General features: G+C 67.2%; 16 protein-coding genes and 6 tRNA genes. 7 read left to right on the forward strand and 15 right to left on the reverse strand.

The window, feature by feature from the left end:
- Positions 1-130 precede the first annotated feature (130 nt).
- Positions 131-215 (reverse strand) — tRNA-Leu (locus AC3ANK_RS12555).
- A gap of 347 nt (positions 216-562) precedes the next feature.
- Between AC3ANK_RS12555 and AC3ANK_RS12560 the strand changes: the two genes are divergently transcribed.
- A complete protein-coding gene (locus AC3ANK_RS12560; RefSeq protein WP_484171341.1) occupies positions 563-1,930 on the forward strand; it encodes a DUF1214 domain-containing protein in 1,368 nt (455 codons plus the stop codon).
- Between the two features lie 183 nt (positions 1,931-2,113).
- Here AC3ANK_RS12560 and AC3ANK_RS12565 read toward each other — a convergent pair.
- From AC3ANK_RS12565 to AC3ANK_RS12600, 8 genes are all read right to left on the reverse strand, one after another.
- A tRNA-Ser gene (locus AC3ANK_RS12565) sits at positions 2,114-2,208 on the reverse strand.
- A gap of 99 nt (positions 2,209-2,307) precedes the next feature.
- On the reverse strand, positions 2,308-2,760 hold the full coding sequence (locus AC3ANK_RS12570; RefSeq protein ID WP_484171342.1) for a DUF6714 family protein: 453 nt from the start codon (positions 2,758-2,760) through the stop codon (positions 2,308-2,310).
- 132 nt (positions 2,761-2,892) lie between these two features.
- Complete coding sequence (locus AC3ANK_RS12575) at positions 2,893-3,249, reverse strand: hypothetical protein (RefSeq protein ID WP_484171343.1); 357 nt, start codon at positions 3,247-3,249, stop codon at positions 2,893-2,895.
- Positions 3,250-3,265: 16 nt separating this feature from the next.
- Positions 3,266-3,775: a hypothetical protein gene (locus tag AC3ANK_RS12580; RefSeq protein WP_484171344.1), complete on the reverse strand. Its 510-nt coding sequence runs from the start codon at positions 3,773-3,775 to the stop codon at positions 3,266-3,268.
- A 212-nt stretch (positions 3,776-3,987) separates the two neighbouring features.
- A tRNA-Lys gene (locus AC3ANK_RS12585) sits at positions 3,988-4,063 on the reverse strand.
- 64 nt (positions 4,064-4,127) lie between these two features.
- Positions 4,128-4,204, reverse strand: a tRNA-His gene (locus AC3ANK_RS12590).
- 36 nt (positions 4,205-4,240) lie between these two features.
- A tRNA-Arg gene (locus AC3ANK_RS12595) sits at positions 4,241-4,317 on the reverse strand.
- A 65-nt stretch (positions 4,318-4,382) separates the two neighbouring features.
- Positions 4,383-4,459, reverse strand: a tRNA-Pro gene (locus AC3ANK_RS12600).
- A gap of 144 nt (positions 4,460-4,603) precedes the next feature.
- Here AC3ANK_RS12600 and AC3ANK_RS12605 point away from each other — a divergent pair.
- On the forward strand, positions 4,604-5,368 hold the full coding sequence (locus tag AC3ANK_RS12605; RefSeq protein WP_484171345.1) for a Bax inhibitor-1/YccA family protein: 765 nt from the start codon (positions 4,604-4,606) through the stop codon (positions 5,366-5,368).
- A gap of 74 nt (positions 5,369-5,442) precedes the next feature.
- On the opposite strand, the gene AC3ANK_RS12610 is transcribed toward AC3ANK_RS12605, so the two are convergent.
- The 4 genes from AC3ANK_RS12610 to grxC form a co-directional block, all read right to left on the reverse strand.
- Positions 5,443-6,762, reverse strand: coding sequence for a Na+/H+ antiporter NhaC family protein (locus AC3ANK_RS12610; RefSeq protein WP_484171346.1), 1,320 nt, complete (start codon positions 6,760-6,762; stop codon positions 5,443-5,445).
- Positions 6,763-7,138: 376 nt separating this feature from the next.
- Positions 7,139-8,146, reverse strand: coding sequence for an isocitrate dehydrogenase (locus AC3ANK_RS12615; RefSeq protein ID WP_206861117.1), 1,008 nt, complete (start codon positions 8,144-8,146; stop codon positions 7,139-7,141).
- A gap of 205 nt (positions 8,147-8,351) precedes the next feature.
- A complete protein-coding gene (locus AC3ANK_RS12620) occupies positions 8,352-8,747 on the reverse strand; it encodes a carboxymuconolactone decarboxylase family protein (RefSeq protein WP_206861118.1) in 396 nt (131 codons plus the stop codon).
- A 113-nt stretch (positions 8,748-8,860) separates the two neighbouring features.
- A complete protein-coding gene (gene grxC, locus AC3ANK_RS12625; RefSeq protein ID WP_242525121.1) occupies positions 8,861-9,154 on the reverse strand; it encodes a glutaredoxin 3 in 294 nt (97 codons plus the stop codon).
- 239 nt (positions 9,155-9,393) lie between these two features.
- Between grxC and AC3ANK_RS12630 the strand changes: the two genes are divergently transcribed.
- The 5 genes from AC3ANK_RS12630 (at position 9,394) to ppx (ending at position 16,997) form a co-directional block, all read left to right on the forward strand.
- Positions 9,394-11,043: a M48 family metalloprotease gene (locus tag AC3ANK_RS12630; protein WP_206861120.1), complete on the forward strand. Its 1,650-nt coding sequence runs from the start codon at positions 9,394-9,396 to the stop codon at positions 11,041-11,043.
- Positions 11,044-11,146: 103 nt separating this feature from the next.
- A complete protein-coding gene (phoB, locus tag AC3ANK_RS12635; RefSeq protein WP_206861121.1) occupies positions 11,147-11,854 on the forward strand; it encodes a phosphate regulon transcriptional regulator PhoB in 708 nt (235 codons plus the stop codon).
- A gap of 108 nt (positions 11,855-11,962) precedes the next feature.
- Positions 11,963-13,291, forward strand: a complete 1,329-nt coding sequence (phoR, locus tag AC3ANK_RS12640; RefSeq protein WP_206861122.1) for a phosphate regulon sensor histidine kinase PhoR — start codon at positions 11,963-11,965, stop codon at positions 13,289-13,291.
- Positions 13,288-15,378: a polyphosphate kinase 1 gene (ppk1, locus tag AC3ANK_RS12645; RefSeq protein ID WP_206861123.1), complete on the forward strand. Its 2,091-nt coding sequence runs from the start codon at positions 13,288-13,290 to the stop codon at positions 15,376-15,378. Before phoR ends, ppk1 begins: the two co-directional genes overlap by 4 nt.
- Before the next feature lie 89 nt (positions 15,379-15,467).
- On the forward strand, positions 15,468-16,997 hold the full coding sequence (ppx, locus tag AC3ANK_RS12650) for an exopolyphosphatase (RefSeq protein WP_206861124.1): 1,530 nt from the start codon (positions 15,468-15,470) through the stop codon (positions 16,995-16,997).
- A gap of 286 nt (positions 16,998-17,283) precedes the next feature.
- Here ppx and mdoH read toward each other — a convergent pair whose 3' ends face one another.
- Positions 17,284-19,206, reverse strand: coding sequence for a glucans biosynthesis glucosyltransferase MdoH (mdoH, locus tag AC3ANK_RS12655; protein WP_425492575.1), 1,923 nt, complete (start codon positions 19,204-19,206; stop codon positions 17,284-17,286).
- 11 nt (positions 19,207-19,217) lie between these two features.
- Positions 19,218-20,750: an OpgD/OpgG family glucan biosynthesis protein gene (locus AC3ANK_RS12660; protein ID WP_484171347.1), complete on the reverse strand. Its 1,533-nt coding sequence runs from the start codon at positions 20,748-20,750 to the stop codon at positions 19,218-19,220.
- Positions 20,751-20,839 lie beyond the last annotated feature (89 nt).

Below are 20,839 nucleotides of genomic sequence, written 5' to 3' on the forward strand. Positions count from 1 at the left end.
GGGCTCTGCCCGGGCGTCGGGAGCAGCGCTCGCTCGGGCAGGGGGCCCGTGCGGAAGCACAGTCCGGCCGCCGAATGCATCACTCGCGAACGCTCGCTCGGGCTTGCCGACCGCCGCATACCGAGGAGGTTGGTGCGAAAGGCGGGACTCGAACCCGCACGCCTTGCGGCACTGGAACCTAAATCCAGGGCGTCTACCAATTCCGCCACTTTCGCTTGCCGGCCGGCGGATGCCGGCGCGGCGGCATTCTAGGCCGCGGCTCCGGCGAGGGGAAATGTTCTTCGGGATTTCCCGGGTCGGAAGAGAAAAAGACACCGGGGGAAAGCCGGGGGCGTTCTGGATGGACGGGCCTTCAGGGAGTCGAGCCTTGAGCTCGCCGCTCCAGGAGCTGGAATTTGCCATCCAATCAGTCACTTGAGCTGCCCAGCCCTGCGGGTATCCCGCCCTGCCATGCCTGATCGATCGGCGGCGGCGTGGGCCCCGAAGCGGCCACAGCCGGACATTCACGCCGGCCTCACAGCCGCGCTGTCAAAGACCCGATCCGGTGAAACGGAGGTGAGCCATGCGTACTGCGTTAGCGCTTCTGACGTCCGTCGCGCTGGCTGCCCTGGCCGGCTGCAACCGTCCCTCGACGCAGGCGCCCGACACGGAACCGGGGCCCGCCCCCGCACCCCAGGCCAACAGCCGGCCGTACACCGATCAGGACATCAGCGACGCGTACATCTACCTGCTCGCGCGGCTGCTGGTGCTGCGGCAGCAGCAACTCGACTTCGAGGAAGGCTTCAAGTGGAACGAGCTTGTGCACCGCAAGCCCGGCGCCGTGGACTGGCCCAATCCGAACCTCGATGTCGCCTACTCCGAGGCGTGGGTGGCCACCGATGAGAACAGTTGCACCCAGGTAACCGTGCCCAGGGTCACCGGTCGCTACTACACCGTGCAGTTCCTCAACGGTTGGGGCGAGACGCTGGCCAACATCAACGAGCGCACGCATCCGGACCAGCCGTCGGGCGAGTTCGCCGTGTGCCTGAAAGGCGCGAACGTGGAGCTTCCCGCCGGCGTCACGCGTATCGACCTGCCGGTGAAGTACACCCGCGTGCTCACGCGCGTCGAACTCGGCGACAACTGGGACGACGCCGTCGCGCTGCAACGCAGGTTCGCGCTGAAGGCCACGGCGAATCCGGCGCTTCCGCAGCTGCCCGCCATTCCCGCGTTCGACATGGATTCGCTGCCGGACGCGAAAGCGTTCGAGGTCGCGCCGGCCGTGCTGGACAGCGAAGCCGACATCAATCCCGGGATGGAGGCCGTTGCGGCCAAGGTGCGCGCGATCGCCGAAGGAATACGCGATCCGGCCGAACGCGCACGCGTGGATCAGGTGATCCGCGAGAAGGCGCTGACCGATTTCGCCAAGGCGTCGCCCACCATCGGCCACGGCACCCTGAAGCAGGGTTGGGCGCGTCCGGCGGTCTCCGGCGCCTATCGCGACGACTGGCTGGGACGCACGCTGGTGAACTTCGCCGGCATCTGGGCGAACACGATGGACGAGGTCGTCTACTACAAGGGCAACCTGGACAGCACCGGAACGCAGGTCAACGGCACGCACACGTACACGGTGACGTTCCCGAAGGACGACCTTCCTTCGAAGTACGCCAAGTACTTCTGGTCGGTGATCGCGGTGGACACGCGCCACATGCGCGTGCTCCCCAATGCGCAGAACCGGTTCCTGCTCAACCGCGAGTCCAACCTCCAGTACAACCCGGATGGTTCGCTGACCCTGTTCTTCGGCCCGGAGAAGCCGGCCGATGCGCCCGCGAACAACTGGCTGCCGACTCCGGCCGGCCAGGACTATCGGTTGACCTTCCGCTTCTACGGCCCGTCGGGCGGCGTGGCCGACGGCAGCTACTTCCCGCCGCCGCTGATCAAGCGCCCCTGATTAGTGCGTCATGAACCACGAGATGCGCGAAGGTGCGCCCTGCATTGATCGGACAGAGGTTCATCGCGACTTCTGTCCGGGCGCGTCGCATGGAATCGCAGCGGGCGGATGCCAACGCGAACGCCCTGAAGCCGCTCCGGGGCAAAGAAAAAGGGACCTGGCGTCGCCGCCAAGTCCCGTTTTTGGTGGGCCGTCAAGGATTCGAACCTTGGACCTATTGATTAAGAGTTTGGGCAACTTTGCTCTTAAATCAATGGCTTAAGCCGTTTCAATTTCCCGATGGCGCTCACCTGCAACGCCGCCAGATCAGCATCTTACCAGCCATTTTCCCGGTGTCCGCTATCGGCCAGAAGCGGACACTCGAGATGGAACCCTGTTCACCTGTAAGTCGCCCCGGGCGCCCAGTATTCCTCCAGAGCGGTCATCGCTTCGTCCCGCCACATTGATTCCGACGAGAACGCAAGCTCGTCCAGTACCGCAACTACTGCTCGTTCCTGTTCTGCCGTGAGCAACCCGAAACGCGGCGGATTCCGGTCTGGCGGACGTAACGACCCGAGAAATGCATTGACCAGATTGGAGCGCCCATCAACGCGGCATGCCAGCGAGCGCTTAAGGAAGTGCGGCAAGTAGAACAGCCACGATTGCGGGTCAAGGTACGAGATGCCCCAGAAGTACGTTTCGAAATACTCAGGTGAAACGCTGTCAACGGCAGGATCAAAGTCAGGCGGGTTCTCGTAATCGTCCAGCGTATTACCTGCCCGAAGGGTGATGGAAGGCCGCTTCGGTACATCGCGAAACGCGTGATCGATCTGCGCGGCGCACGTCTTCATGCTTCCTCAATGAATGTCCGCTTCGGGTCGAAAGCGGACATTAACAGTCCGGCTGCCGGCCGTCCTGCCCGAACGTCCGCTTTCGGCCAGAAGCTGACATTTGTCGCGCGGGCCGGGCCGATCACGCGGAACTCAAGGTCGATCTGCCTGACGCGCCCGCTGAAAGAGAACTGCCAAGTCCGAACTGGACATGGTGCTGAGGACGTCGTACGCGGGCTTGGTAGCACTCTTTGCGCCGGTGCCCTCGCCGTGCAGTTCAATGCCGCCGCTATCGTCTGGCGTAATGATGAAGACGAAGGGAGCGGCGGGATTGGGTGAGCTCGCGACCACGATCACTGAGCGGCCATCCACGCACCCGTATACCACCCAGTCGTTCCCCCCAAGCTGCATTGCCGTCGGACCGATGTTGCATTGGAGTGCCGGTGGTTCAGCAGCCGGCTCGGGCGTGCTACCTCCAAGCAAAAGCGAGAACAGAAGCGTTGCGACCATGTCTGTCCTCTGACGGTCAGTGAGTGAGGCTTGCCGACTTCGATCGAACAGGAGATCGGCGCCGCCCTGCGTCCGCTCCGGGTCGAAAGCGGACATTAGCATCGTCAAAGCCGGCTAGGCTGCTATCGGCCAGGAGGGGCGTTTCCTGTTGACGTGACCTCACCGTACGCACCCACGCTCCGACGGCGGTTCCAACAAACGCAGCGACCACGACCAATAGCCATTCGATCAGCACCATGAGCGGCGGCGCCCCACCCCATGCCGACAAGGCAAGCCCGATCAGAACCGAGAAGAGCGTGTACACGCTGATTGTCATGAAGGCCAGCCGAAGGGATTCCGAGAGACTGTGCGTTGCGACTGCGTAGACGAGGATCGCCACCGCCAACGTGTAAGCGACATTGCCTACAACCCAGATGCGGAGGGCCTCCGACAGAGACCCACCCGGAGGAAGGCTTTCGAGGACGCCGATGACGAAACCTATGACCACCATGCACAGCGCATTTCTGACGGCGATCATCCAGCGCACTGCGTCTCCTCAACGTCCGCTTTGGGTCGAAAGCGGACATTAGCACCGCCCACAGCTGACGTGGCCACCTGGTCGCCAGCACCCTCGATCAACTGCCCTTCTCCCCGCAGACCCCCGGCGCGCGTCAGTCGCGCCTTGCGCTGCGCGCTCCGTTTTCCCGGACCGGGAAAAAGAAAAAGCACCTAGGCTTGCGCCTAAGTGCTTGTCCGGATTGGTGGGCCGTCAAGGATTCGAACCTTGGACCTATTGATTAAGAGTCAACTGCTCTACCAACTGAGCTAACGGCCCGGAAAAACCAGAAGCGAAACTATAACAACAAAAACCGGTTTCGCCAACAGCCTGTCACACGATCTGGGGTGGCTGAGGGGACTCGAACCCCCGACAACTGGAATCACAATCCAGTACTCTAACCAACTGAGCTACAGCCACCATAAAGCTTGTTTTCGCGGCATTCACCGCATTGCGTGGCGCGCCCGGCGGGACTCGAACCCACAACCACCGGCTTAGAAGGCCGGTGCTCTATCCGGTTGAGCTACGGGCGCCAGCCTTGCATCTTAACTGACACTGCAACCGCAACCGCCGGTCGAACTTCCCACTCGGTCCTGGATGGTCGGGGCAGAGGGATTCGAACCCACGACATCCAGCTCCCAAAGCTGGCGCTCTACCAGGCTGAGCTATACCCCGAGGCCGGGACTTCCGTTGCGCGCCAACGCCGCGAAAGGCCGGATAGTCTGGCTGGCGCGACTGCCGCTGTCAACGGATCCCGGGCCACGCGGGCGGGCGTTGTATGCTCCCGCTCATCCATTCACCACGGAACAGGGGCACCCCATGATCGGACGCAGCGGCAATCCCGCATTGAAGGAAGGCACCTTCCTCGATCTTTCCAGCGGCGCGGTGGTCCAGCGCGACAGCGACGCGATGACGCTCAACGGCACAGTCCACAAGACCGGCATGCTGCTGCTGTTTTGCGTGTTCACCGCGGCCTTCGCATGGAGCCAGGTCACGTTCACCGAAGCCGGCCCGGTCGGCGCGATGCCCTACGTCATCGGCGGCGCGATCGGCGGCCTGGTGTTCGCCATCGCCACCATCTTCAAGAAGGAGTGGGCGCCGGTCACCGCGCCGATGTACGCGCTGACCGAGGGCTTCTTCCTCGGCGCGATCTCCGCGATCTTCGAGCACCGCTTCCCCGGCATCGTGATGCAGGCGGTGATGCTGACCTTCGGCACGCTGTTCGCGCTGCTGTTCGCGTACCGCTCGGGGCTGATCCGCGCGACGGAGAACTTCAAGCTCGGCGTGGTCGCCGCGACCGGCGGCATCGCGCTGGTGTACCTCGCCTCGTTCGTGCTGTCGTTCTTCGACGTGCGCGTTCCGTTCATCCACGAATCCGGCCTGATCGGCATCGGCTTCAGCCTGTTCGTGGTGGTGATCGCGGCGCTGAACCTGGTACTGGATTTCGACTTCATCGAAAGCGGCGTCGAGCAGAACGCGCCGAAGTACATGGAGTGGTACGGCGCGTTCGGCCTGATGGTCACGCTGGTGTGGCTGTACGTGGAATTCCTGCGCCTGCTGTCGAAGCTGCAGTCGCGCGACTGACGCGACGGTTCCCACGAGCCGGAAACGCGAAGGGCGCGGAGCGATCCGCGCCCTTCGCTTTTGTGGTGGTTCGCTCAGGCCGGCTGCGGCGCGGTCCTGCGTACCGGCCACAGCATCGCGCCGATGGTGATGGCGCCCAGCAGCCAGCTGTAATGCACGTTGCCCGCGAGCGCCAGCGGCGACACCGCGCCGAGCGAAGCGGCCAGCAGGATCTGCGCGCCGTACGGCAGCACGCCCTGCGTCACGCACGCGAAGATGTCGAGCACGCTCGCCGCGCGCGCCGGCGGCACGCCGTGTTCCTGCGCGATGTCGCGCGCGAGCCCGCCGCTGATCAGGATCGCGACGGTGTTGTTCGCGGTGAACACATCGGTCGCGGCGGACAGCGTGGCGATGCTCACCTCGCCCGCGCGACGGCTGCGATGCCCGCGCGCAAAGCGGCCGATCGCCTGCGCCAGCCACGCCAGTCCGCCGGTCGCCTTCATCAGCGCGCCCAGGCCGCCCACGAGCAGCGACAGCAGGGTGATTTCCACCATGCTTTCGAAGCCTTCCCATATGTGCGTGGCGTAGGCGGCGACGCCGAACTCGTCGGCGAAGAACGCGCCGAACAGGCCGGCGATCACCAGGCCGAGGCTCAGCACGATGATCACGTCCACGCCCGCCATCGCCAGGCCGAGCACGATCACGTAGGGCACGATCAGCCACGGCGAGACCGGTTCCAGCGTTTGCGCCGGCGCGGTATCGCCGATGAAGCCCAGCAGCACCACGGTGAGCAGCGCGGCAGGCAGCGCGAGCTTGAGGTTCGCGTGGAATTTCTCGCGCATCGTGCAGCCCTGCGTGCGGCTGGCGACGATCGCGGTGTCGGAGATCACCGACAGGTTGTCGCCGAAGGTCGCGCCGCCGATCACCGCGCCGAGCACCAGCGCGCGATCCAGGCCGGATGCGTCCGACACGCCCAGCGCGATCGGCGCCACCGCTGCGATGGTCCCCATCGAGGTCCCCAGCGAGAGCGAGATGAAGCCCGCCACGACGAACAGCCCCGGCAGCAGCAGCGCCGGGTGCAGGTGGCCGATGCCGAGCGCGACGATCGCATCGACCGCGCCGATGGCCTTGGACACCTCCACGAAGCCGCCGGCCAGCAGGAAGATCAGGCACATCAGCACGACGTTGTGGTCGCCCATGCCCGACAGCAGCGTCTCCAGCGGCTTCAGCCCGCGCCGCCACGCGATGAACGCCGCCAGCGCCAGCGCCGGCAGGATCGCCACCGGCGCGCGCAGCTGGTAGAAGCCCATGGCCTCGCCGTGGCTGGTGTAATACAGCCCGGCGCCGAAGAACAGCGCGAGGAACACCAGCAGCGGCGTCAGCGCCAGGGCGCTTGGCCGGACGGGCTCGTTCATCTCTTTATCCGAATGGAGCGAAAAGGCGGCGCATTCTGAGGCCGGCGGCGGGCGGTGTCGAGTGCACCGGCGGAACACTGCGCCAGCATGCGCGGAAGCGGGGCCGTTGTGTGCGACCTGCGCCGTCATCCCGGCTACAGAACACAACGGGACGCCCGAAAGACGTATGGAGCAGGATCAAGCCGTTGTAGCCCGGGTAAGCGAAGCGCACCCGGGTTGTGCGTCGCCGCGTCGATAACCTCCCCGGTGCGCTTCGCTTACCCCGGCTACAAACGCCCAGGAGAGGCTCCCGCCGACGATCTGCCCAAACGCAACGAGGCGCCCGGAGGCGCCTCGTCGAAGGCCGGCAACCGCGCGGCCGATGTGTCCAACCGGATCAGATCCGGCTGGCGATCGCCTTCGCGAACGACATCGTGTTGCCGGTGCCGCCCAGGTCCGGGGTCAGCGAATCCTTGGCTTCCAGCGTGGCGATGATCGCCGCGCGGAGGCGCTCGGCCTTCTCGCATTCGCCCAGGTGGTCGAGCATCTGCGCGGCGCCCAGCAGCAGCGCGCACGGGTTGGCCTTGCCCTGCCCCGCGATGTCCGGCGCGGTGCCGTGCACGGCTTCGAAGATCGCGGCGTCGGTGCCGATGTTCGCGCCCGGCGCCAGGCCCAGGCCGCCGACGAGGCCGGCGCACAGGTCGGAGATGATGTCGCCGAACAGGTTGGTGGTCACGATGATGTCGAACTGCTCCGGACGCATCACCAGCTGCATGCAGGTGTTGTCCACGATCATCTCGTTGCACTCGATGTCCGGGTATTCCGCGGCGACCGCACGCGCGGTCTTGAGGAACAGGCCCGAGGTCGACTTCAGGATGTTGGCCTTGTGCACCACGGTGACCTTCTTGCGGCCGGTGCGACGGGCCAGTTCGAAGGCGTAGCGCACGATGCGCTCTGAGCCGCGGCGGGTGACCTTCTGCGTGAGCACGGCGGTCTCGCCGTCTTCCGACAGCGCCTGGCCTTCGCCGATGTACGCGCCTTCGGTGTTCTCGCGCACCGTGATCAGGTCCACGCCCGAAGCGAAGCGCGACTTGGTGTTCGGGAACGACTTCGCCGGACGCACGTTGGCGTACAGGTCGAAGCGCTTGCGCAGCTCGACGTTGATCGAGCTGAAGCCCTCGCCGACCGGCGTGGTCAGCGGCGACTTGAGCGCAATGCGGTTCTTGCGGATGGAGTCCAGCGTCGCCTGCGGCAGCAGCTCGCCGTGCTTTTCGAGCGCGACCAGGCCGGCATCGGCGAATTCGTACTGCAACCCGAGGTTCATCGAGTCGAGCACGTGCAAGGTGGCGTCCATGATCTCCGGGCCGATGCCGTCGCCACGGATGACCGTAATAGTCTGCGTCATAGGGGATTTCTTCCGACTTATGGGCGCGCGACGGGGAAGTACGGCGCCGGATGGTGAGCCCCGGAATTATGCCGGAAGCGGCCCGCCCCTGCAGGCGGGACGAATTCGACCATGGTCCGGGACCGACAGCCCGAAACGGCAAAAAGCCCGCCGGAGCGGGCTTTTGCGGTGCGTGGAGCCGAGGCGGCGGATGCCGCGGACCCGTTCAGCCGTGGTCGTGCCCGGCCGGCGCGGCGGCCTCGCCCTGCTCCAGGCGGTCGAGGAAGTCCACGGCGCGACGCAGGTGCGGAATCACGATGGAACCGCCGACGACCAGCCCGACCGAGAAGGTCTCGAACATCTCGTCCCGGCTCACGCCGGCTTCCTTGCACTGCGCGACGTGGTAGCTGATGCAGTCGTCGCAACGCAGCACGAGCGAGGCGACCAGTCCCAGCAGCTCCTTCGTCTTCACGTCCAGCGCGCCGGCCTGGTAGGTCTGCGTGTCCAGCGCGAAGAAGCGGCGCACGACCTGGTTCGGCTCGGCGAGGATGCGCTCGTTCATGCGCTTGCGGAACGCGGTGAATTCGGCGACGCGGTCCTGGGTGCTGCTGTCGTTGCTCATGTGGATCCCGGAATCGAAGGTTCGGACGGATGGATGAAGTCTGGAACGGGACGGCCACGCCCGCCAGGCAGGGCGCCAGGCGGTCGTGGCCGGACGTCGCGGTGCGGACCGGTTTACTGCGGGGAGAGCAGCGGCTCCAGGCCGCCGGCGCGATGCAGCGCGATCATGTCGTCGTACCCACCCACGTGGGTGTCGCCGATGAAGATCTGCGGCACGCTGGTGCGGCGCGCGCGGGCCAGCATGGTGTCGCGCTGCGCCGGGTCCAGGTCGATGCGGATCTCGGTCCACGACTGGCCGCGGCTCTTCAGGAAGTTCTTGGCCGCCACGCAGTACGGGCAGATCGCGGTGGTGTAGATGACGATTTCGGGGGCCTTGGCGGTGCCGGACGCAACGTTTGAAGCGGTCAAGACAATCTCCAGTGAACTCGCGGAGGGGGCTGTGGTCGAATATGGGCTTGGCCCGGAGGCATTTCCACCCCACGTACGGAACACTGACGCCCGGAGCATGCATCCGGACAGCCATGTGAAAGGATTAACTGGCGATTCATCCCGGTGTCGTGGCGCCGCCGCATCCTGCGGGCGACCGGTCCGGCGATCCTGAGTCGACGACCCCGAGCCCACGAACCGCCGGTCCAGAGGGAACCCCATTGCGCCGCATCGTCCTGCCCGTCGCCGCCCTGACCTTCGCCGTCGCCAGCCTGTGCGCGCCGGCGCAGGAATCGAACCTGCCCGACATCGGCTCGTCGGCGGGCGAACTGCTGAGCCCGCGCCAGCAGGAGGAATACGGCGCGATGATGCTGGCGCAGCTGCGCCATTACGACTACCTGCTCGAAGACCCGCTGATCGACAGCTGGCTCGACACCCTAGGTACGCGCCTGGCCGCCAACAGCGACCAGCCGAAGCAGCCTTTCACCTTTTTCATGCTGCGCGAGCGGCAGATCAACGCCTTCGCCACGCTGGGCGGCTACATCGGCGTCAACTCCGGCCTGATCCTCGCCGCCGACAAGGAAGACGAGGTCGCCGGCGTGCTCTCCCACGAAATCGCCCACGTCACCCAGCAGCACGTGCTGCGCGGCGCCGAGCGTGCGCAGCGCGACCAGTTGCCGATCCTGCTGGCGATGCTCGGCGCGATCGTCGCCGCGCAGGCGTCCAACGGCAATTCCTCCGACGACGCCGCGCAGGCCGCGATGGCCGGCGCGATGGGCCTGATGCAGCAGCGCCAGATCAACTACACGCGCGCCAACGAATCCGAAGCCGACCGCCTGGGCATCCAGACCCTCGCCCGCAGCGACTACGACCCCGAGGCCATGGCGGATTTCTTCGCGATCATGCAGGCGCGCTCGCGCAGCAACGGCGCCAATTACTGGGGCGAATCGCCGGACTGGCTGATGACCCACCCGGTCACCATCACCCGCATCACCGAGGCCAAGGATCGCGCCGCGCGCATCCGTCGCGAGCGCGGCACCAGCGAGGTGTGCGTGCGCGATCCCGACGGCCCGGCGCAGTGCGAGAAGGAAACCGCGCCGCGCCCGCAGTTCCCCAGCGATGGTGCGGTCAATCCGCTGTTGCCGCCGACGCTGCAGGCCAATCTCGGCACCGCGTTCGGCGCCGGCGGCACCGGCCGCTTCGATTACGCGCGCGAACGCCTGCGTGTGCTCAGCGCGAACACGCCGCGCGATGCGATCCGCGAATACGAGCAATTGGGCGACGCCGGCAAGCGCACCGACGCGCAGCGCTACGGTCTGGCGTTCGCGCAGCTGCGCGCCAACCAGCCCGCCGCGGCGGCCACGACGCTGGGCGCGCTGCTGCAGAAGAACCCGGGCGACGTCTGGATCACCCTCGCCCTGGCCGAAGCCGAATCGAAGACCGGCAAGACCGCGTCCGCCGACGCGCGCTTCGAAGCCCTGCTGCGCCAGACGCCGCGCAATCGCGCCGTCGTGCTGAGCTACGCCGACGTGCTCGCCGAGCGCGGCAACGCCGAGGCGGGCAAGCGGGCCCAGGAGATCCTGCGTCCGCTGCTGGGCAACTCGGCCAACGACGCGACCTTCCAGCGCGTGTTCGCGCGGGCCTGCGAGATGGCCGGCGATCCGGTCCGCGCCGGCGAAGCCTACGCGGAAGCGGCGTATCTGAACGGCCGGCCCGAACAGGCGCTGGTGCAGCTGAACACGCTCAAGCGCCGCTCCGACCTGGATTATTACGCGCGTGCGCGGATCGAAGCCCGCATCGCGGCGATCACGCCCACGGTGCTGGAATTGAAACGCCAGGGCATCCGCGACGAGGATCTGCGACGGCAGTAACCCTTTGCCGGAGCGGCCCGGATGACGGTGTCATGCGCCCGTCATAAAACGGTAGTGTACTGACGCGGCTTGCTTAAGCCCCCTACGCTCCCCCGGTGACCGCGTGCAGAAGCGCATCCTGATCGTCGAAGACGAACCCGCCATCCGCGACATGGTGTCCTTCGCCCTGCGCAAGGGCGAATACGAACCGGTCCACGCCGGCGACGCGCGCGAAGCGCAGGCCGCGATCGCCGACCGGGTGCCCGACCTGATCCTGCTGGACTGGATGCTGCCCGGCACCAGCGGCCTGGAACTCGCCCGCCGCTGGCGCAAGGACCAGCTGACGCGCGAGATCCCGATCATCATGCTCACCGCCCGCGGCGAGGAGAACGACCGCGTCGGCGGGCTCGAAGCCGGCGTCGACGACTACGTCGTCAAACCCTTCTCCGCGCGCGAACTGCTGGCCCGCATCCGTGCGGTGCTGCGGCGTTCCCGCGAAGACGACGAGGACGGCAGCGTGGCCGTCGGCCCGCTGCGCATCGACGGCGCCGCGCACCGCGTCTTCGCCCACGGCGGCGACGGCGACCAGCCGGTGCAGATCGGCCCGACCGAATACCGCCTGCTGCACTTCTTCATGACCCACCCCGAGCGCGTGTACACCCGAACGCAGCTGCTGGACCACGTCTGGGGCGGCAGCGTGTACGTGGAGGAACGCACGGTCGACGTGCACATCCGCCGCCTGCGCAAGACGCTGGAACCGCACCAGCTCGACGGCATGGTGCAGACGGTGCGCGGCGCGGGGTACCGGTTCTCGGCGTCGGTGGAAGCTTGAGGCGCAGGAGTGGGGAGGAAGGAGTGGGAAGTGAGGAAAGGCCTGCCATCGTCGTTCCGTAACAAACGCCCGGCTCACTGCTCACTCCTCTAGACTCACTTCTCGACCATGCCTCCCCGATCCCACTCCGCCTGGCTACGCACCCTCGGCCAGCTCGCCCTGATCCTGGCGGGCGCGGCGGTGGCGGGATTGCTGATCGGACATCCCTGGCCGGTGATCACCATCGCCGCGCTCGGCGTGGTCGCCTGGCATTACTGGCGCCTCCGCGGCGTGCTGCTGCGCCTGACCGCTCGCCAGCGCCTGAAGCCGCCCACGGGCGATGGCATCTGGAACGAACTCGACCGCCTGCTGCACCGCAGCCAGTCCGAAATGCGCGCACGCAAGAAACGCCTGATCGAAATGCTGCGCGCCTATCGCGCCGCCGCGGCCGCGATGCCCGACGCCATCGTCGTGGTCGAACGCAACAGCCAGCGCATCCAGTGGTTCAACCATTCGGCCAACAGCCTGCTGCAGCTGCGCTATCCGCGCGACATCGGCGCGCCGCTCGCGAACCGCCTGCAACCGTTGCAGCTGTCGCACTGGCTGGCCTCGGGCCGCAACGCCGAGACGCTGGAAATCGCCTCGCCGTGGAATCCGGCCGTCACGCTCAGCCTGCGCCTGATCCCCTACTCCGACGACCTGTGGATGCTGGTCGCGCGCGACGTCAGCCGCCTGCTGCAACTGGAACAGATGCGCCGCGATTTCGTCGCCAACGTCTCGCACGAACTGCGCACGCCGCTCACCGTCGTGCACGGCTACCTCGACATGCTCGATCCGGACGAACATCCCGACTGGGCGCCGATGCTCGCCGAGATGCAGCGCCAGTCGCAGCGCATGACCCAGCTGGTCGAGGACCTGCTGATGCTCTCGCGCCTTGAATCGCAGGACAGCCTGCCGGGCGAGGAAACCGTGTCGATGGCGCCGATGCTGGCGACGTTGCGGCGCGAAGCCGCGGCGCTGAGCCAGGGCCGCCACGAGGTCATCGTCGAGGACAGCGCGGGCGTGGACCTGTGGGGTTCGAACAAGGAACTGCACAGCGCGTTCTCCAACCTGGTCAGCAATGCGGTGCGCTACACGCCGGCCGGCGGCGCGATCCGCATCCAGTTCCGCCGCGAGGACAAGGGCGCGGTGCTGGAGGTGATCGACAGCGGCTACGGCATTCCCGCCGCGCACCTGCCGCGCATCACCGAACGCTTCTACCGCGTCTCCACCAGCCGCTCGCGCGAAAGCGGCGGCACGGGGCTCGGGCTTTCCATCGTCAAGCACGTGCTGAACCTGCACCAGGCGCGGCTGGAAATCGCCAGCGAAGTCGGGCGCGGCAGCACGTTCTCCTGCCATTTCGGCGCCGAACGCGTGCGCCCGCGCGATGAATTCGCGCTGTCGGAGGTTGTGCCATGAACATCGCCGCGGTCGACACCAGCCCGCTCGACACCGATCCGCTGCGCGACAGCGAGCTGTACTTCAACCGCGAACTGTCCGCGCTGGACTTCAATTTCCGCGTGCTGGCGCAGGCGCAGGACCCGCAGGTCCCGCTGCTCGAACGGCTGCGCTACCTGTGCATTTCCTGCACCAACCTCGACGAATTCTTCGAGATCCGCGCCGGCACCCTGCGCCACGCGCAGGACCTGGGCGTGCCGCCGGGCCCGGACGGACTCTCGCCGGCGACCGTGCTCGCGCGCATCCACGATCGCGCCGCGGAACTGGTGCAGTCGCAGTACGAATGCTGGAACCACGTACTGCGCCCGGCGCTGGCCGAGGCCGGCGTGCGCGTGATGCATCGCGACGGCTGGAGCGAGCAGCAGACGCAGTGGCTGCGCGAGTACTTCCGCGACGAGATCATGCCGGTGCTGTCGCCGCTCGGCCTGGACCCGGCGCATCCGTTTCCGAAGATCCTCAACAAGTCGCTGAACATCGTCGTCGTGCTCAAGGGCAAGGACGCGTTCGGCCGCGAGGGCCACCTGGCCATCGTGCGCGCGCCGCGTTCGCTGCCGCGCATCATCCAGATTCCCGACGAAGTCTCCGGCGGCAAGCACGATTTCGTGTTCCTGTCCGCCGTGCTGTCGGCGTTCGTCGACGAACTCTTCCCCGGGATGCAGGTGAAGGGCGCGTACCAGTTCCGCGTCACGCGAAATTCCGAGCTCATCGTCGACGAGGACGAGGTCGAGAACCTCGCACTCGCGCTGCGCGACGAACTCGTCGGTCGCGGCTACCTGCGCGCGGTGCGGCTGGAGATCGCCGAGCAGTGCCCCGACGACATCGTGCGCACGCTGCTGGAGAACTTCGACCTCACCGAGAACGCCGTCTACCGGATCAACGGTCCGGTGAACCTCAACCGCGTGATCCAGGTGTACGACCTGGTGCAGCGTCCGGACCTGAAGTTCATGCCGTTCCAGCCGCGCCTGCTCGGTGGCGTGGAAGCGATGTTCGACAAGATCGCCGAAGGCGACGTGCTGCTGCACCATCCCTTCGATGCCTTCACGCCGGTGCTGGAACTGCTCAAGCAGGCGTCGGAAGATCCCAACGTGCTGGCGATCAAGCAGACGCTGTACCGCACGGGCAAGGATTCGCCGATCGTCGACAGCCTCGTGCAGGCCGCGCGCAACGGCAAGGACGTGACGGTGGTGGTCGAATTGCGCGCGCGTTTCGACGAAGAAGCCAACCTCGGCCTCGCCGACCGTCTGCAGGACGCGGGCGTGCAGGTCGTGTATGGCGTCGTCGGCTACAAGACGCACGCGAAGATGATGCTCATCGTGCGTCGCGAAGGCCGCAAGCTGCGCCGTTACGTGCACCTGGGCACCGGCAATTACCACAGCGGCACGGCGCGCGTTTACACCGACTTCGGCCTGTTCACCGCCGATCCGGACATCGGCAACGACGTGCACCTGATCTTCCAGCAGCTGTCGGGCCTGGCGCCGACGATCAAGCTCAAGCGCCTGCTGCAATCGCCCTTCACGCTGCACGCGGGCGTGCTCAAGCGGATCGATCGCGAAACCCGCCACGCGAAGGCCGGCAAGCCGGCGCGCATCATCGCCAAGATGAACGCCCTCAACGAGCCGCAGGTCGTGCGCGCGTTGTACATGGCCTCGCAGGCGGGCGTGCAGATCGACCTGATCGTGCGCGGCGCGTGCACGCTGCGGCCGGGTTTGCCCGGCATTTCGGAGAACATCCGCGTGCGTTCGATCATCGGGCGCTTCCTCGAACACCATCGCGTCTACTGGTTCGCCAACGACGGCGATCCGGACCTGTTCTGCTCAAGCGCCGACTGGCTCGAACGCAACCTGCTCCGCCGCATCGAGACCGGTTTCCCGGTCCTCGCGCCGGAACTGGCGCAGCGCGTGTACGAGGAAGCGCTGGCGAACTACCTCGCCGACAACTGCAGCGCGTGGACGCTGCAGTCCGACGGCAGCTACGTGCGCCTGTCGCCCGCACCGGGCGAGACGCCGCATTCGGCCCAGCTGTCGCTGCTCGGGAACGTGGGCGCCTGACGCACCGCGGCCATGGACCGGCGGCGCGCGCCAATGCGTGAACTTCGTCCCCATTTACGGCTGCGGGGCCGACCGGGGATCATGTGCGCATGAGCGACGCCTTCCCCACCAGCAAACTGCCGCTCGTCGATGGCGACCTCCTCGCCGCCGTCGACCTTGGATCCAACAGCTTCCACATGGTCGTCGCGCGTTACGTGCTCGGCCAGCTGCGCATCGTCGACCGCCTGCGCGAGACCGTCCGCCTGGCCGAAGGCCTCGATCGCAAAGGCGGCCTGTCGCCCGACGTGCGCCAGCGCGCGCTGGAATGCCTGGCCCGCTTCGGCCAGCGCATCCGCGACATCCCGCCGCAGCGCGTTCGTGCCATCGCCACCAACACCGTGCGTCGGCTCGCCATGCCGCAGGCGTTCCTGATGCCGGCCGAAACCGCGCTGGGCCACGCCATCGAAGTCGTCGCCGGCCGCGAGGAGGCGCGCCTGATCTACCTTGGCGTCGCCCACGCGCAGCCCGCGCGCCCGGGCGAGCTGCGCCTGGTGATCGACATCGGCGGCGGTTCGACCGAATGCATCATCGGCTCCGGCTTCGAGGCGATCGAACGCGAGAGCCTGCAGCTGGGCTGCATCGCCACCACCCGGCGTTTCTTCGAGAGCGGCAAGCTCTCGCGCAGGAAATGGAAGGACGCGCTGACCGAAGTCACCGCCGAGTTCCAGCAGTTCGCCGGCACCTATCGCGCGCTCGGCTGGAACGAGGCGCTGGGCGCGTCCGGCACCAACAAGGCCATCGGCGACATCTGCGCGGCGATGAAGCTGACCAAGGGCGCGGTGACCGCCGAAGCGCTGCCCGTGTTGCGGGACAGGCTTTTGCAGGCCGATCGCATCGACGCCATCGACCTGCCCGGCCTGTCGTCCGATCGTCGCCCGGTGATCGCCGGCGGCGTGCTGATCCTGGAGGCCGCGTTCGACGCGCTCGGCCTCAAGCGCATGGCCGTGAGCAAGGCGGCGATGCGCGAAGGCGTGCTGTACGACATGCTCGGCCGCGGTGGCGCGGACGATCCGCGCGATGCATCGGTGGCCGCGCTGATGCAGCGTTACGGCGTCGACGACGGCCAGGCGAGGCGCGTGGTCGGCACCGCGCTGCGGCTGTTCGAACAGGTCGCGCAGGCGTGGTCGCTGGACGCGGACGACAGCCTGATGCTGCAACGCGCCGCGCGCCTGCACGAACTCGGCCTCGCCATCGCGCACAGCCAATACCACGTGCATGGCGCGTACATCGTCGAGCATTCCGATATCGCCGGTTTCTCGCGCCAGCAGCAGCAGTTCCTCGCCGCACTGGTGCGCACGCATCGGCGCAACATTCCGAAATCCGCCTTCGACGCCCTGCCAGACCGCCTGTTGATGTCGGCGCGACGCCTCGCCTGCCTGCTGCGCCTGGCCGTGTTGCTGCATCGCGCGCACGAGGCCGATCCGATCCCGCAACTGGATGCGAAGGCCGACGGCAACACGCTGACCCTGTGCGTCTCGCGCCGCTGGCTCGACGCGCGCCCGCTCGTGCGCGCGGACCTGGAAGGCGAGCCGGACGATATCGCGGGGCTGGGGATCATCTTGAAGCTCGAAGCGGTGTGATTCCGCCTCATCCGCTGTTGCTCTTGTAGCCCGGGTAAGCGCAGCGCACCCGGGAGCTGTCACGTTCACCCGGGTGCGCTGCGCTTACCCGGGCTACAAAAGCCTGGCCGTCATCGCGGCGAAGGCCGGGATCCAGGCTGCCACGCCATCCGCCTCATCTCGTCATTCCAGCGAAAGCTGGAACCCATTTCGCTTTTGCCGAAGGCGCCGCGCGCACCGCGATCGCGTGCGTTGACTCTCTACCGACCACCCCCCCCTCTTCCGACGGAAGAGGGGCCGACATCAACTACAGGTGCGGCTCGGGCGGCTCCACATGTTCGGCCACCTGCGCGCGCAGCTCGGCCGCGCGCACCAGCACCGTCGGCGGCGTGTGCTCTTCCGGGATCGAGAAGATCTTCATGCGCCGCAGGAACATGCCCGGTCCGCGCGACGAGGTGAACGCCACGATGGGAATCGACAGCAGCAAACCCAGGATCACCGGCGCCATCCACGCCGCCAGCGACGGCGAGACGAGGTACGCGCCCACGCCGGCGATCACGCCGAGCAACGTGACGCCGCCGTAGCTGCGCACCAGTCCGGACAGCGGCAGCGTGCCGTCGTCGCGACGCTGCGCGTCCCAGCCCGAGTCCTTGCCGGCCAGCACTTCGGCGACGCCGCGCGACTGCACGTACATCGTCACCGGCGCCATCAACGCAGCCAGCAGCGTTTCCAGCAGCATGCTCAGGAACGACCGCACGATCCCGCCGCAGCCGCGCCGCGTTTCGCGGTCGAAGAACAGCGTGAGCCAGCCCATGAACTTCGGCGCCAGCAGCACCGACATCGTCAGGATGAACACCCACAGGAACCGCTCCGGGTCCTGTTCGCGCCAGTAGGTCGAAGGCGAGAAGCCCGGCAGCGAGAACGCATCGCTTCCCAGCCCCGCGTTGACCAGCGGGATCGCCAGGCCGACCAGCATCAGCATCGCCCACATCGGCGAGGTGAAGTAATGGCCGATGCCCATCATCAGGTGCCAGCGGCTCACCCAGTGCAGTCCCTTCGCCGGCAGCACCGCGCCGTGCTGCAGGTTGCCCTGGCACCAGCGGCGGTCGCGCACCAGCATGTCGGTGAGCGACGGCGGGCCTTCCTCGTAGCTGCCACCGAGGTTGGGCACCATGTGCAGCGCCCAGCCGCCGCGACGCATCAGCGCCGCTTCGACGAAGTCGTGGCTCAGCACCGTGCCGCGGAACGGCTTGGGCCCGCGCAGCTCGGGCAGGCCGCCCTCTTCCGCGAACGCGCGCGTGCGGATGATCGCGTTGTGGCCCCAGTAATTGCTTTCCGCGCCGTGCCACCACGCGATGCCGTGCGCGATCACCGGCCCGTACACGCGCCCGGCGAACTGCTGCATGCGCGCGAACAGCGTGTTGCCGTTGACGATCATCGGCAGCGTCTGCACCAGCGCGACGTCGGGGTTGCGCTCCATCGCGCCGACGAGGCGCACGATGGTGTCGCCGGTCATCAGGCTGTCGGCGTCCAGGATCAGCATCTGCGGGTATGCGCCGCCGAAACGCCGCACCCATTCGGCGACGTTGCCGGCCTTGCGTTCGCGATTGTCCTTGCGATGACGGTAGAACAGGTTCGCCTGCCCGCCGGTGCGCTCGCGCAGTTTGTGGAACGCGCGCTCCTCATGCGCCTGGATGGCGGGCCGGGTCGTGTCGCTGAGCACGAAGAAGTCGAAACGCTCCATCTGCCCGGTGGCCTGCAGCGATTCGAAGATCGCCTGCAGGCCCGCGAGCAGGCGCTCGGGATCTTCGTTGTAGGTCGGCATCAGCAGGGCCGTGCGCGATTCCAGCTGCGGCAGCTCGGTCGCCGAATCCAGCCCGAGACGCGCGCGATGCCGTCCGACGATCAGCACGAAGCCCGCGAGCGAGCCCACGAACGCCTGCGCGATCCACGCGAACAGCCCGACGAAGAGCACCAGCAGGACGCCTTCGAGCACGTCGATGCCGCCGCCGCGCAGCACCCACCAGATCTGGTAGGTGGCGATCAGCGTCAGCAGCGCGGCGCCGCCGATCACGGCCAGCCGCCGCATCGCCATGCCGCGCGGCGTGGTCGGGAGCCTTCCGTTGCGCAGCGCGCCTTCGCGCAGGGTCTGCACCGGCATCGCCAGCGGGGATTCGGGCGGAAGCAGCGGCGCGGCCTCGCCCATCGGAAGGTCCACCATCGTCGGCACGCGCACTTCGGTCACAGCGTCCACCGGTAGAGCCAGGTTTCGGTGAGCGGCCCGCGCTCGTCGCCGAGCACCGCGCGCAGTTCGATGCTGCGTTCGTTGCCGGGCACGAGTTCGAAGCCCAGGCGCCAGCCGCCCGCGCCGGGATTCGGATGCGCGGTGACGTTGGCGATGCGTCCCTTCGATGCGGACACGTCGGCCTTGACCTTCGCGTTGTCGCCCAGCCCCTCCAGGCGCCCGCCGTCGAAATCGATCACCACCAGCCGTGCCTTGCCCGCGTTCTCGCCGAAGGTCAGCCCGCCGATGCGCGTGCGCGCGACGATCGCAAGCTCCGGCTTCCAGCTGTGCCGGTCGCACCAGTGCATGCGGTAGTCGAAGCGGTGCTCGCGGCCGGCGGCCAGCGGCTGCTTCGGTCGCCAGAAGGCGACGATGTTGTCGTGGAATTCATCGGCCGTCGGCAGTTCGAACAGGTGCACCGCGCCCTCGCCCCACTCGCCCTGCGGTTCGATCCACAGGCTCGGGCGCTTCTCGTAATGCGCCTCGCTGTCGGCGTAGTCGGCGAACGCGCGCTTGCGCTGCATCAGGCCGAAGCCGCGCGGGTTGGTGTCCTCGAAGCCGCTTTCCTGGATCGTCGAAGGATTCGAAAGCGGACGCCAGATCTGCTCGCCGCGGCCGTTGACCATGCCCAGGCCGTCGGAATCGTGCACGGCGGGGCGATAGTCGTCGATGCCGACGCGATCGTTGGAATCGAACTGGAACATGCTCGTCAGCGGCGCGATGCCGACCTGGTCGAGCGCCACGCGCGGGAACAGCCGTGCCGACGCATCGAACACGGTCTCCACGCCCGGCGTGATCGTGAAGCGATACGCGCCCGCCACGCTGGGGCTGTCGAGCAGCGCATGCACGGTGATCTGCTTCGCGCCCTTGGCCGGACGCTCCAGCCAGAACGCGCGGAACACCGGGAATTCCTCCTGCGGGCCGCCGGTCTTCAGCGCCAGCCCGCGCGCGGACAACCCGTACGCCTGGCCCTTCGCGACGGCGCGGAAGTAGCTGGCGCCGAGGAACGCGGCGACCTCGTCGAAGTACTCGGGCGTGTTGATCGGCGCGTGCAGGCGGAAGCCGGCATAGCCCAGGTCGGTTTCGGTGGGCGCCTTCACGCCCTGGAAGGTGAACTGCGACGGCTTGTAGACGACCGGCGTCGCCTTGCCCTCGCTCACCTGGTAGATGTCCACGCGATCGCGGAAGAAAAAGCCGCGGTGGAAGAACTGCGCCTGGAACGGCAGCCCTTCGGCGCGCCACAAGGCCTGCGCCGGATTGAAGCGGATGCTGCGGTACTCGTCGTAGCCGATGCGTTCCAGCGAGGCCGGCAGTTGTTTGTTCTGCGGCATGAACGGCCTGGCGGCCAGCGCCTGGGCCATCTTCGCCACGGATTCCGCATCGAATGCCACGGGAGCGCCAGCCGGCGCCCATGCGCGCGCGGGCGCGCTCCCCAACAATTCCCAGACGGGCCAGGACAGGCCGGCCAGCAACACTTCGCGTCGGTGCACGCGCTCTCCTCGGGGATGTCAAAGCGGTTAATTCTAGGCAGGGATTTGTTAATCGGATCGACATGCGTGGTAGGCGACACGGACCTTTC

This window comes from Lysobacter sp. SCRH-1R, from assembly GCF_057747855.1.